The sequence below is a fragment of the Streptacidiphilus rugosus AM-16 genome, from assembly GCF_000744655.1.
Lineage (GTDB): Bacteria > Actinomycetota > Actinomycetes > Streptomycetales > Streptomycetaceae > Streptacidiphilus > Streptacidiphilus rugosus.
Window position 1 is genome coordinate 436,187 of sequence record NZ_JQMJ01000004.1, and the last position, 12,179, is coordinate 448,365.

Below are 12,179 nucleotides of genomic sequence, written 5' to 3' on the forward strand. Positions count from 1 at the left end.
CCCGGCACGCTGCTCCCATCTTGAGAGCGCTTTCAAAAAGCTCGGCCAGGACGGCGCGTCCATGTCCTCGTGCCCTGCCCGCTCCCTGCTGCCACCATCCAGGAGGATCTCCGTGCGTTCCATCAAGACCAGACGCTCCGCCGTGCTCGGAGCTGTTGCCGTGGCGGTGAGCCTGCTGGCCTCGGCCTGCGGCAGCGGCGGGGCCGGTACCGCAGGCGAGGCCGCGTCGGGTGGAAAGGTCACCCTGACGATCGACCTCTTCGGCACGTTCGGGTACCAGGAAGCCGGCCTGTACGACCAGTACATGAAGCTGCACCCGAACATCGTCATCAAGCAGACCGACACCCAGGACGAGTCGCAGTACTGGCAGGCGCTGCAGACCAAGCTCGCCGGGGGCGGAGGACTCGCGGACATCCAGGGCATCGAGGTCGGCCGGGTGGCGAGCGTCGTGCAGCAGCAGGCGGACAAGTTCACCGATCTGCGCACCCTCGGTGCCGGAGACGTGAACAAGGACCTGGTGCCGTGGAAGGGGGCGGCGGTCACCACCCCCGACGGGAGGGTCCTCGGCGCCGGGACCGACATCGGCCCCGAGGCGATCTGCTACCGCACCGACCTGTTCAAGGCCGCGGGCCTGCCCACCGACCGCACCACGCTCGGCACCGCCTGGTCGACCTGGGGCGGCTACCTGGCGCTGGGCAAGCAGTACGAGGCGAAGGCCGCGCCCGGCAACGCGTGGACGGACAGCGCCGCCGGGATGTTCGCCGCCGAGGTCGGACAGCAGCGCGTGCGCTACACCGACGACGGCGGCAAGCCGGTCTACCAGAGCAGCCCCGCCGTCAGGACCGCCTGGAACGACGCCACCGCGCTGGTCGCCGACGGGCTCTCGGCGAAGCTGCCGCAGTGGGGCCCGGAGTGGAACAAGGCCTTCTCCACGGGCAAGTTCGCCACCCTCAGCTGCCCCGCGTGGATGCTCGGGTACATCAAGGGACAGGCGGGCCCCACGTTCGCCGGGAAGTGGGACGTGGCCCCCGGCCCCGGCCGGACGGGCAACTGGGGCGGCTCGTACCTGGCGGTGCCGAAGGGGGCGAAGCACCCGAAGGAGGCCGCGGCGTTGATCGCCTGGCTGACGGCTCAGAGCCAGCAGGTGACGCTCTTCACGAAGCAGGGCTCCTTCCCCTCCAGCGTCGGCGCCCAGACCGCGATCAAGGACGTGAAGGATCCCTACTTCAACAACGCGCCGATAGGCGCGATCTTCGCCGAATCCGCGGCGAACATGCCCGCCCAGGTTCTCGGAGTGAACGACGCGGTGATCACCAAGGCCTTCAGCGACGCCCTCGGCGAGGTGGAACGCACAGGCACCGCGCCCGCCGCCGCCTGGAACCACGCCCTGGCCAACGTGCAGAACGCCACCGGCAACTGACCCCGAGGGCGTTACCTCCACCGGTGCCGCCTGCCGCACGACCGGCGGGCGGCACCACATCGACTCGAGGACCTCCATGGCACTCTCCCGGGCCCTTGGCCCACGACCGGCGGCCGCCCCCGGGCGTCCGCGCCCGGCCGCTGTCACCAGGACGGGACGGACGCTCGCCCCCTACGGCTTCCTCGCACCGTTCTTCGTGCTGTTCACCGCCTTCGGGCTGTACCCGCTGCTGTACACCGCCTATGTGTCGCTGCACCGGGTCGAGCTGCAGACCTCCCAGCAGATGGACTGGCTGGGCCTGCAGAACTACGTTCGCCTGTTCCAGGACCCGTACTTCTGGAACGCGTTGCGGAACACCTTCACCATCGGCGTGCTCTCGACCGTGCCGCAGCTGCTGATGGCACTCGGGCTCGCCCATCTGCTCAACTACCGCCTGCGCGGCCGCACGTTCTTCCGGGTCGCCATGCTGATGCCCTACGCCACCTCCGTGGCCGCGGCCACCCTCGTCTTCGCCCAGCTCTTCGGCCACGACTACGGGCTGATCAACTGGCTGCTGCACCAGGCGGGCCTCGACCCGGTCGACTGGCAGGCGAACACCGTCGCCTCGCAGATCGGCGTGTCGACCGTCGTCACCTGGCGGTGGACGGGCTACAACGCCCTCATCTACCTCGCCGGCATGCAGGCGATCCCTATGGAGCTCTACGAGTCCGCCGCGATCGACGGCGCCACCCGCCTGCAGCAGTTCCGCCACGTGACGGTCCCCGGACTCCGCCCGACCATCGTCTTCACCGTGATCGTCTCCACCATCGGCGCCACCCAGTTGTTCGGCGAGCCGCTGATGTACGAGGGCAACTCCGGCGGCGGCGTCTCGCACCAGTACCAGACCCTGGGCCTGTACATGTACCAGCAGGGGTGGACCTTCTTCCACCTGGGCCGGGCCGCGGCCGTCGCCTGGGTGATGTTCCTGCTGATCGTGGTTCTCGCACTCCTCAACGCGGCTGTCGCCGCCCGCCGCAACCGCACGGACCGGTGACTGACTCATGGCCCTCGTCGACTCGCGCCCCGCACCCCCCGTCGTACCCTCCCGGCCCGCCACGCGACGTGCACGCCGGAGGCGTTCCACCCTCCAGGGAGGGCCGCTCGCCTACGGCGTCCTGGCCGCCGCCACCGTCCTCTCGGTCCTGCCCTTCTACTGGACGCTGGTGGCCGCCAGCCGCACCAACGCCGAACTCAGCTCCGCCACACCGGCGCTGACCCCCGGACCGAACCTGTTCCACAACATCGCCGCCGCGCTCCAGCAGGCCGACATCGGCACCGCGCTGTGGAACTCACTGATCGTCTCCACCACCGTCACGGCCGGCGTGGTCCTGTCCTCCACACTGGCCGGGTTCGCGTTCGCCAAGCTGCGCTTCCGCGGTCGCAGGCTGCTCCTGGCCGTCACCGTGGGGACGATGATGATCCCGCCGCAGCTCGGCGTGATCCCGCTCTTCATGATCATCGTCAGGCTGGGCCTCCAGGACCGGCTGCCCGCCGTGATCCTGCCCGCTCTCGTCTCCGCCTTCGGCGTGTTCTTCATGCGTCAGTACCTGGTCCAGGCTCTGCCCGACGAGCTGGTCGAGGCCGGTCGGGTGGACGGCGCCTCCTACACGCGGATCTTCGCCTCGATCGTCCTGCCCGTCGCCCGTCCCGCCATGGCGGTGCTCGGCATGCTCACCTTCATGGCCACCTGGAACGACTTCTTCTGGCCGATCGTCGCCCTGAGCTCGCAGAACCCCACCGTCCAGGTCGCCCTGCACTCGCTCGGCGAAGGCTACGTCCCGGACCAGTCGATCATCATGGCCGGCACCCTCGTGGGCACCCTCCCCGTGCTGCTGGTCTTCGTCCTGCTCGGCCGTCAGATCGTCGGCGGCATCATGCAGGGCGCCGTCAAGGGCTGACTCCGGCCGCCTCCCCCGGCGGAACCGCTCCCGCTCGCACCGCTCCCGTCAGCACCGCCGACATCGGAAGGCGACATGTCCGTCGACGTCCAGTCCTCCCACGCCCCCGCCGGCGCCACGGCCTTCCCGGCCGGCTTCCTGTGGGGCGCCGCCACGGCCGCCTACCAGATCGAGGGATCCGCCGCCGCAGACGGTCGCGCCCCCTCCATCTGGGACACCTTCAGCCACACTCCGGGCCGCGTCCACAACGGCGACACCGGTGACATCGCCTGCGACCACTACCGCCGCTTCGGCGACGACATCGCGCTGATGGCCGACCTGGGCCTGAACGCCTATCGCTTCTCCCTCGCCTGGCCGCGGATCGTCCCTCGGGGCAGTGGGCCGGTCAACCGGGCGGGGCTCGACTTCTACGACCGGCTCGTCGACGAACTACTCGACCACGGCATCCGGCCGGTCGTCACCCTCTACCACTGGGACCTGCCCCAGGCCCTCGAGGACGACGGCGGGTGGACGAACCGGGCCACGGCCGAGCGGTTCGCCGAGTACGCGGCCGTCACCGCCACCCGTCTCGGGGACCGGATCCCGGCCTGGACCACGCTCAACGAGCCGTGGTGCAGCGCCTTCCTCGGGTACGGCAGCGGCGTCCACGCGCCCGGCCGCCACAGTCACCCCGAGGTCCTGAGGGCTCACCACCACCTGCTCCTGGCCCACGGGCTCGCCACCGCCGCCCTGCGCAGCGTCCTGCCCACCAGCGCGGAGGTCTCCCTCACCCTGAACCTGGCCGCCGTGCGCCCGCACACCCAGGATCCCGCCGACCTGGACGCGGCACGCCGGATCGACGGGCTCGCCAACCGCCTCTTCCTCGACCCCGTCTTCCACGGCCGCTACCCGGACGACGTCCTGACCGACACGGCCCACCTGGTCGACTGGGACACGCTCGTCCGCCCCGGCGACCTCGGCGAGATCTCCCGCCCCATCGACTCACTCGGCATCAACTACTACAGCCCCACCGTCGTCGCCGGCCGCGACCCGGAGAACGCCCCCGCGCCCGACGACGACGGCGCGGCGCCCTCACCCTGGCCCGCCGCGGACCAGGTGCGCTTCCTTCCCCTGCCGGGGCCGGCCACCGCCATGGACTGGCCGATCGACGCGGACGGCCTGCACCAGGTGCTCACCAGGCTGCGGGACGAGCTCCCCTCGGTCCCGCTGGTCGTCACCGAGAACGGCGCGGCCTTCGACGACTACACCGACCCTGACGGCCACGTGCACGACCCGGAGCGGATCTCCTACCTGCACGCCCACCTGACCGCCGTCGCCCGAGCCCTGGCCGAGGGCGCCGACGTGCGCGGGTACTTCGTCTGGTCCCTGCTGGACAACTTCGAGTGGGCCTTCGGCTACAGCAAGCGCTTCGGCATCGTCCACGTGGACTTCGCCAGCCAGCGCCGCACACCCAAGGACAGCGCCGCGTGGTACGCCCGGGCGGTACGCACCGGACACCTCCCGCCACCCTGACCACGCCGGCCGTCCGGGCCGGGTGGCACACCCGGCGCGACGGACGGAAAGCGCTCTCAGTACTGGCTAGAATCAGTTCTCGTCACCCGGCTTCCCCTCATGTCCGGCGCCGGCCGGCGCAGGGTGACACCGACCGAAGGAGTGCCGTCGTGGGCGAGGAAGCAGCACATCGGCCCCCGAACCAGGCGGGCCGTCCGACCCTCGACGAGGTCGCCGAGCGCGCGGGCGTCTCCCGCGCCACGGTCTCCCGGGTCGTCACCGGCAGCGCAGGCGTGCGGAAGGTGCTGCGCGAGAAGGTCGAAGCGGCGATCCAGGAACTCGGCTACGTCCCCAACCTGGCCGCCCGCTCCCTGGTCACCCGCCGGAACGGGGCGGTCGCGGTCCTCATATCCGAACCCGAGGCCCGCGTCTTCTCCGACCCGTTCTTCGCCCAGCACCTGCGCGGCATCAGCAAGGAACTGACCGCCGCCGACCTCCAGCTCGTGCTCCTCCTGGTCGACAGCCCGGACGACTACGACCGGATCGGCCGTTACCTCGCCGGCAGCCACGTCGACGGGCTCCTGCTCTTCTCCCTCCACACCAACGACCCGCTGCCGGCCCTGCTCCGCAGGGCCGAGCTGCCGACGGTCTTCGGCGGGCGCCCGGGCTGGAGAGCCTCGGCCGCCGACCGGCCGGCCCTGTACGTCGACACGGACAACCGCGGCGGCGCCCAACTGGCCGTCCAGCACCTCCTCGACCGGGGACGACGCCGCATCGCCACGATCACCGGGCCGCTGGACCAGACCTCCGCCATGGACCGCCTCGCCGGATACCGTGATCTGCTCCCCGACGCCGAACCGAGCCTGATCGCCGAGGGGGACTTCACGGCCGCGGGCGGCTCGAAGGCCATGGCACAACTCCTGGAGCAGGCACCCGACATCGACGGACTGTTCGCCGCCTCCGACACCATGGCCGCCGCGGCCCTGCGCGTCCTGCACGACTCCGGGCGACGCGTCCCCGAGGACGTGGCGGTCGTCGGCTTCGACGACATCGAGCCGATCGCCGCCTGGGCCGAGCCGCCGCTGACGACCGTACGACAGGACATCGAGGAGATGGGGCGCCTCATGGCGCGTCTCCTGCTGTCCCTGATCCAGCCGGGCACGATGTCCGAGGGGGGCAAGCCCTACTCGATCATGCTCCCCACCCGGCTCGTCGTCCGACAGTCGGCGTGACGAACCGCACGGCGACCCCGAGGGCCTCCGGTCCCTGAGCGGCTGATCCGCCAGGAGCCATGCCCCGTGGGTGCGGTGGAGACGTCGGAGCTTCTGACGGGCATCGGCGAGGTGCCGCTCCATGGGCGTCCCGCCGACGGACACGACCGGGAACGGCTGCGGGGACCGGGCGATGAGCGCGGTCCCCGCAGCCGGGGTGCTCCGGCGCGACCGGAGTTCATGGTCGGATCACTGGTCGCGCGCCTCCCGGGAACCGGGCGGGCCGCCGAAGGCGCAGAGCCCGTAGATGGCCACCACGTCCAGCGCGATGATCGTCAGGGACCAGATCGGGTACGCGGAGACGAACCACATCTGGGCGAAGGCGTTGACGCCCAGCACGGTCACGCCGAACCATCGTCCGACCTGTCCGCCGCGCAGCACGGCTGCGCCGGCCAGGGCCTGGGCGATGCCGAGAGCCAGCAGCGTCCATCCCCACGCCCGCAGGTCGCCCACGATCAGGACCGTGTTGCCGGTGAAGACGCGCGCGTTGTTGATCGCGGAGATGCCGTTGAGGCCGTTGAAGAACGCCAGGATGAAGAGCATGACCGCCGCGAAGGTGACCATGCCGCTGCGCTCGGACTGTGCCGGCGCACGCGCTGCGGACCGCGGCTGGTACGCGGTCGGGGACGTTTGTGATGCCATGGGATCCTCCCAGAGCGCTGATCGAGGGCGAAGGCTCCCTCGGCCGGCAGTCGCGTCGCGAAATGGCCGAAGCGCCGTTCACCATCAGCCTGTGCCTGGTCAGGGCCCAGGCACAGGGACCATGGGCCCGATCGGCTCCGCCGACCGGCCCCCCGGGTGTGGCCGGCCGGCGGGCGGGGCACGACCGACGGCGCGCCCGGACTCAGGACCAGGCGACGACGAGCCGACCGTGCTCGGTCAGTACCGGCGTGTCGAACTCCGCACAGGCGCTGGTGAAGCGCTCGCGGATGAACTCCCACTCCTCGCCTGCCGCAGGTCGGACGCGGCAACGGTCGATCGCTGTCGGCAGGGCGTCCAGGCGGACCGGGGACAGGTGATCTGCGGCCGGACCGTCCAGGGTGACCAGGAAGAGCAGGCCCAGGTCGTTGCGCAGACCCGGGTGGACCACGTAGTCGTCGACGAAATCGCCCATGTCGTACAGGACCCGGTCGGCAACGCCGTGGAAGACATGGGCCGAGTGCCCGGCCACCAGGGTGGCACCGGCGGCCAGCAGCGACTCCGCCGCCCCGACCACGTAGCGGGGTGGCCCGGGCGTCATGTTGGGTCCCCAGTGCGGAGTCACCAGCACGACGTCAGCCTCCTCCCGCGCCAGGCCGATCCCGGCCGTCAGCCAGGACGGGACACCGGACCGCAGGTCCGCCCATGCCACTCCCGGCCGTTCGGCTCCGGCGGCGAAGTCGCGCGGATGGTCCGTCACGGCCACGACCGCGATGCGCACGCCCCGGGCGTCGAGCAGCACAGGGGCACGCGCCTGACGCTCGTCCGCCCCCGCCCCCACCACGCGCACGCCGAAGTGCTCCAGCAGCGAGCCGGTGTCCGCGAGCGCGTCGTAGCCGAAGTCCAGCGCGTGGTTGTTGGCCGACGTCACGCAGTCCACCCCGAGTTCGGCCACCAGCGGCGCCGCAGCGGGCGGCGCCCTGAAGAAGAACGGCTTCCGCGGATCCGGCCAGGGCGTCCCGCGTGCGGAGATGCAGCATTCGAGGTTGAGCAGCACGAAGTCCGCCCGCGCGAGAACGCCGACGATCTCCGGCGCGCAGAACGCGTCCAGCCGAGGAGAACGGGCGAGCTGTTCGCCGACGCCGCGGCCGAGCATCGTGTCGCCGGCGAGCGCGAGTTCGAGCTTCACGGCCCTGGCTCCTCACGGTCGGGCGGATGACCCGCCGAGCGGCTGCCCTCACAGCGTCGCCGCAGGGCACGGATTGACGGCTGCCGCCGGGGGGGGGGGAGGTCGGCCCCGACGGTGACGGGTGTTCGGGGGTCGATCGTGATTCCGGACGTCGCGCGCTGGCAGGAGCCGCGCGGGTCGGGCTCCGCGCTCACTCCGCAGGCCGTCCTCACGCTAGTTGTCGCCCCTACGGGCGAAAAGGCCCGACCGGTACCGGTGGACGGGGCCCAAGGTCCCTGTACCGGTCATGTTCCGCGAGCTCAGGCTGGTAGGCAGCGAACGCCCCGAACGGTCCGGGCCGTTCGTGACGGACCTGCTCCGCCGGCCCGCCCCCGCAGACCGAGGAGGCTGCAGCGAGCTCGTCGGCGATCCGTGCAGAGAACCTGACCAAGCGGTTCGGCGCACGGAACGCGCTGGACGGGGTCGACCTCACGGTGCCGACAGGGACGGTCCTCGGTCTGCTCGGTCCCAACGGTGCCGGCAAGACCACCGCCATCCGCATTCTCACCACGATCCTGCGGCCCACCAGCGGACGCGCCGAGGTGCTGGGACACGACGTGGTGCGTGAGCCCGGGGTCGTACGCGGGCTGATCGGTCTCGCGGGACAGTACGCGGCCGTCGACCCGAACCTCACCGGACGGGAGAACCTGAGGCTGATCGGCCGCCTGACCCGGCTCCCGCGGAACCAGGGCAGGGCGCGCGCGGACCACCTGCTGGAGCGTTTCGGCCTCTCCGACGCGGGCGACCGGACCGTGCGCACCTACTCCGGTGGGATGCGCCGCCGCCTGGACGTGGCCGCTGCGCTGGTCCCCGAGCCGCCCGTGCTCTTTCTTGACGAGCCCACCACCGGGCTCGACCCGGCCAGCCGCCTCGCCCTGTGGGACATGATCCGCGAACTGGTCGACACCGGCACGACCGTTCTGCTCACCACCCAGTACCTGGAGGAGGCGGACCGTCTGGCGAGCCGCGTCGCCGTGCTCAGCGAGGGGCGCGTCATCGCTGACGACGAGCCCGCCGTCCTCAAGGAGCGGCTCGGCAACACCGTCATCGAACTCCGGATGCCCGACGAGGGCCGCGCGGTGCAAGCGGTAGGGATGCTCTCCCGGCGACTCCCGCTGTCACCCGAACGACAGGGCGTCCTCCTGCGACTCTCCTCCCGCGACGGTTCACCGCTGCTACTGGACGTGCTGCATCTGCTGGACCAGCACGCGCTCACGCCCCGCGCGGTCACCGTCCGCGAGTCCAGTCTCGACGACGTCTTCCTGGCACTGACCGGACATCACGCCGAGGCGGGCGGCGCGCCATGACCCCCGCGGCGTTCCAGGACGCTCGCGCGGTCGCCTGGCGGAACCTGCTCGGGCTGGTGCGGGTACCCCGACTGCTGGTCTTCTCCACCATCCAGCCGCTCGTGTTCGTGCTCATGTTCCGCTATGTGTTCGGCGGCGTGATAGGCAAGACGCTGATCGGCGTCCCCTACGTGAACTACCTGATGCCCGGCATCTACGTGCAGACCGCGGTGTTCGGGGCGATGAACACCGCGATCGGCCTGGCGACCGACATGCAGACGGGCCTGATGGAACGGTTCCGGTCACTTCCCATGTCCCGCTCCGCCGTTCTTGCGGGCCGCACCCTGGCCGATCTGGCCCGCAGCGTCTTCGTGGTCGCGCTGATGACGGGGGCCGGCTTCGCGGTCGGCTTCCGGCTGCACGGCCCGGTGCCCGCGTTCCTGGCCGGGGTGCTGCTGGTGATCGCGTTCGCGTTCGCGATGTCCTGGATCTTCGCCGTGGTCGGACTCGCCGTCGGCGACCCGGAGACCGCGCAGGCCGCCGCCTTCCCGGTCCTGGTGCCGCTGGTCTTCGCCTCAGGTGCGTTCATCCCGGTGAGCACGATGCCTGGCTGGCTCCAGGCCTTCGCCGACCACCAGCCGGTCTCCCGAACCGCGCAGGCCGTCCGCGATCTCGTGCTCGGCTATCCGGCCGCGAGCGACATCTGGCTGGCACTGGCATGGGACGCCGGAATCGTGGCCGCCTTCGCTCCGCTGGGTGTCTGGCTCTACCGTCGGGCGGTCTGATGGTCGAGCCGCAGGCGTCGCGACAGGGGTACCGGCCGGGGCCGCCTCCGGCCCGGTACGCCTGCGGCGCTCGGCGCGAGGGCCGCACAGGCCATGAAACGAGGTCCGGTCGGCCGGAGCCCGGGCGGTCCCTCGGGGCGTATCGATGGAGAGGACGGGCAGGAGTCGAGTACGACCGGCACATCGATCACCGGATCAAGCCGTGTGCGCTCGCGACCGAAGAGAAGCGATCATGACCATCACCGGACTGCACAGCTTCGACCACGCCATCCAGATGGCCAACGCCTGGCTCGCCGACGTCGCCAAAGCGACAGGAACCGAGGCCGACCACGCCCGCGCCCATCGCCTGCTGCGCGCCTGGCTGCACAGCGTGCGCGACCGCCTGCCGGTCGACGTCATCGCGCACCTCGGGGCCCAGTTGCCCACCCTGCTGCGCGGCGAGTTCTACGAGGGCTGGGACCCGCACACGGTCACCCCCGCGTACGGGCGGGCCGAGTTCCTGGACCGCTTCCGCCGTGAGGCACATCTGGAGGGCGAGGACGCCGAGAACGCCGAGGACACCGCGCGTGCGATCGGTCAGGCCCTCTACTTCCACTTCTCCGCGGGTCAGCTCGACCGCGTGCTGGACGCGCTGCCGCAGGAACTGCGCGCCGTGCTGACCTGATCCGGACTGCGGCGCAGACGTGCGCGTGCGCGGACCACTGTCCGACGTCGCCGTCCGAAGAGCGCTGCAGACCAGGGCCGGGATCTGCGTGACCGTCGCGGACGTACTCGACGCGGAGGGCTCGGCGCTCGCGGCTGACCTGGGTGCGAGAGCGCGCTTCGCGCACCTGGACGTCACCGCCGAGGACAGCTCGGGGCGCAGCGAGCGCGCGCGTTGATCTGCGAGAACACCGACGGCAGCAGCGCGGGGTCACACCTGTGCCGCCCTGTCCGTGGACCGCTGCTGGTCGCCCCGCTCACCAGGCGCTGGAAACCCACCACCCGCGCCGAGGCAAGGCCATCCGGACCGAACCGGTGCCGCCCGCGGACGCGGGCGCGCACCGGCAGGCCGTCCGTGGCCCGGAGGGCGGCGGTGTGGTGGGCAAAGTCGCTGCGTCGGCCCGCGACGTCGCGGGGGCCGGGGCCGTACCAGATGTCACGTCCTGGACCCGAGTTCCCCGAGCCGTCGCAGACGAGCGGAGTGCGCACGCGGCCGAACCACGGCGCGGAGTTGGGTGACCGCCAGCGGCGGCGAGGGCCGGTGGCCAGGCCACCGCTGCCTCCAGCGCAGCATGCGCACCGCCGGGCGGCACAGAGCCATCTGCCCTTCACAGCTGGGCCGACCAGCCCCAGATGCACCAGGCCGGCGCAGGCAGGCACACGCCGAGCCGCGTGGGTCAGCGCCGAGCCCCTGTGCGGGTCGGGCGACGGTGGGCCACGGCGCGCACGGCGGCCGCGACGGTCCAGCGAACGGCGCCGAACATCAGCAGCAGCGCCGACAGGACGAGCAGGTCCGCGCTGCGGACCACGAATGCCACGGCGAGCAGCACCGCACCGAGCAGCACTGCGCACCAGGTCGCCCGGTAACGCCTCCGCCGCCGTTCGGGAGCCCACTGGTCGAACCGTGTCAGCAGTCGTTCGAGGTCCGGGGCGTCCGCGCGCAGGGATTCCTCGATGGCGGCGAGTGTCCGCCGATCGTGCTGCGACAGCATGGCGGGCCTCCCGTCCCTCGCGACGCTCGGCTGCAGCGGTCCGGCTTCCCGCCGGACGTGGTCCTGCAGTTCCCTCGTGCCCCGGCCGGAAGGCCGGGTCTTGCGGCGAAGAGTCACCTGATCAGCCCGTCGGGCCCCGAGGGGCCCGGCCGGTGATCTGACCTGCGGCCGACGGGGCTCAGGTGCGTCGGCCGGTCGGCCACTCTCCGGGGCGGTCGGCCCAGTGGACCTGTTGTTCGTCGTCGGGGCCGATGTCGGGCCGCTCCCGGCCCAGGACCTCCTCGAACTGTCGTTGGCTGGAGCAGACGACCACGACCGGAGTGGTACCGGGCCGCTCGATGCGGACGTGGCGGCCGTGCTCCTGCGGCGCGAACGCGGCGATCTCGACCGCGTGGCCATGCTCCAGGGCTTCGTGGGTCATACCTCCA

13 protein-coding genes are annotated in these 12,179 nt (G+C 71.6%); 9 read left to right on the forward strand and 4 right to left on the reverse strand.

Translation table 11 applies throughout. The features are described 5' to 3' along the window. Window positions 1-106 precede the first annotated feature (106 nt). The 5 genes from BS83_RS10830 (at window position 107) to BS83_RS10850 (ending at window position 6,080) form a co-directional block, all read left to right on the forward strand. A complete protein-coding gene (locus BS83_RS10830) occupies window positions 107-1,420 on the forward strand; it encodes an extracellular solute-binding protein (RefSeq protein WP_408641089.1) in 1,314 nt (437 codons plus the stop codon). 76 nt (window positions 1,421-1,496) lie between these two features. After that, window positions 1,497-2,453, forward strand: a complete 957-nt coding sequence (locus tag BS83_RS10835) for a carbohydrate ABC transporter permease (RefSeq protein WP_037603578.1) — start codon at window positions 1,497-1,499, stop codon at window positions 2,451-2,453. A 7-nt stretch (window positions 2,454-2,460) separates the two neighbouring features. Next, a complete protein-coding gene (locus BS83_RS10840) occupies window positions 2,461-3,357 on the forward strand; it encodes a carbohydrate ABC transporter permease (protein WP_037603579.1) in 897 nt (298 codons plus the stop codon). A gap of 75 nt (window positions 3,358-3,432) precedes the next feature. Further along, window positions 3,433-4,869 carry a GH1 family beta-glucosidase gene (locus tag BS83_RS10845; RefSeq protein ID WP_037603580.1) on the forward strand — a complete coding sequence of 479 codons (1,437 nt, stop codon included), beginning with the start codon at window positions 3,433-3,435 and terminating at the stop codon, window positions 4,867-4,869. A gap of 149 nt (window positions 4,870-5,018) precedes the next feature. Then, window positions 5,019-6,080 (forward strand): LacI family DNA-binding transcriptional regulator, encoded by a 1,062-nt coding sequence (locus BS83_RS10850; RefSeq protein WP_037603581.1) that lies wholly within the window; start codon window positions 5,019-5,021, stop codon window positions 6,078-6,080. 228 nt (window positions 6,081-6,308) lie between these two features. Here the strand turns inward: BS83_RS10850 and BS83_RS10855 are convergent, their stop codons facing one another. Then, window positions 6,309-6,761 (reverse strand): DUF7144 family membrane protein, encoded by a 453-nt coding sequence (locus BS83_RS10855; protein ID WP_063774148.1) that lies wholly within the window; start codon window positions 6,759-6,761, stop codon window positions 6,309-6,311. A gap of 202 nt (window positions 6,762-6,963) precedes the next feature. Then, complete coding sequence (locus tag BS83_RS10860; protein WP_037603582.1) at window positions 6,964-7,947, reverse strand: CapA family protein; 984 nt, start codon at window positions 7,945-7,947, stop codon at window positions 6,964-6,966. Window positions 7,948-8,420: 473 nt separating this feature from the next. Between BS83_RS10860 and BS83_RS10865 the strand changes: the two genes are divergently transcribed. From BS83_RS10865 to BS83_RS46370, 4 genes are all read left to right on the forward strand, one after another. Further along, window positions 8,421-9,293 (forward strand): ATP-binding cassette domain-containing protein, encoded by an 873-nt coding sequence (locus tag BS83_RS10865; protein WP_232248218.1) that lies wholly within the window; start codon window positions 8,421-8,423, stop codon window positions 9,291-9,293. After that, window positions 9,290-10,057 carry an ABC transporter permease gene (locus BS83_RS10870; RefSeq protein WP_051942921.1) on the forward strand — a complete coding sequence of 256 codons (768 nt, stop codon included), beginning with the start codon at window positions 9,290-9,292 and terminating at the stop codon, window positions 10,055-10,057. The genes BS83_RS10865 and BS83_RS10870 overlap by 4 nt, the downstream gene beginning before the upstream one ends. A gap of 232 nt (window positions 10,058-10,289) precedes the next feature. Then, window positions 10,290-10,721 (forward strand): DUF2267 domain-containing protein, encoded by a 432-nt coding sequence (locus BS83_RS10875; protein ID WP_037603584.1) that lies wholly within the window; start codon window positions 10,290-10,292, stop codon window positions 10,719-10,721. A gap of 25 nt (window positions 10,722-10,746) precedes the next feature. Continuing rightward, window positions 10,747-10,938, forward strand: a complete 192-nt coding sequence (locus BS83_RS46370; protein ID WP_198035208.1) for a hypothetical protein — start codon at window positions 10,747-10,749, stop codon at window positions 10,936-10,938. 498 nt (window positions 10,939-11,436) lie between these two features. Here BS83_RS46370 and BS83_RS46375 read toward each other — a convergent pair whose 3' ends face one another. Next, entirely contained in the window at window positions 11,437-11,751 is a 315-nt protein-coding gene (locus BS83_RS46375; protein WP_037603586.1) for a DUF3040 domain-containing protein, read from the reverse strand. A gap of 178 nt (window positions 11,752-11,929) precedes the next feature. After that, entirely contained in the window at window positions 11,930-12,172 is a 243-nt protein-coding gene (locus BS83_RS46380; RefSeq protein ID WP_037603587.1) for a hypothetical protein, read from the reverse strand. Window positions 12,173-12,179 lie beyond the last annotated feature (7 nt).

Bases quoted from the DNA above. Each gene is read 5' to 3' on its own strand.
- BS83_RS10835 (WP_037603578.1), top strand. From the start codon at position 1,497: ATGGCACTCTCCCGGGCCCTTGGCCCACGACCGGCGGCCGCCCCCGGG.
- BS83_RS10840 (WP_037603579.1), top strand. From the start codon at position 2,461: ATGGCCCTCGTCGACTCGCGCCCCGCACCCCCCGTCGTACCCTCCCGG.
- BS83_RS10845 (WP_037603580.1), top strand. From the start codon at position 3,433: ATGTCCGTCGACGTCCAGTCCTCCCACGCCCCCGCCGGCGCCACGGCC.
- BS83_RS10855 (WP_063774148.1), bottom strand. From the start codon at position 6,761: ATGGCATCACAAACGTCCCCGACCGCGTACCAGCCGCGGTCCGCAGCG.
- BS83_RS10870 (WP_051942921.1), top strand. From the start codon at position 9,290: ATGACCCCCGCGGCGTTCCAGGACGCTCGCGCGGTCGCCTGGCGGAAC.
- BS83_RS10875 (WP_037603584.1), top strand. From the start codon at position 10,290: ATGACCATCACCGGACTGCACAGCTTCGACCACGCCATCCAGATGGCC.
- BS83_RS46375 (WP_037603586.1), bottom strand. From the start codon at position 11,751: ATGCTGTCGCAGCACGATCGGCGGACACTCGCCGCCATCGAGGAATCC.
- BS83_RS46380 (WP_037603587.1), bottom strand. From the start codon at position 12,172: ATGACCCACGAAGCCCTGGAGCATGGCCACGCGGTCGAGATCGCCGCG.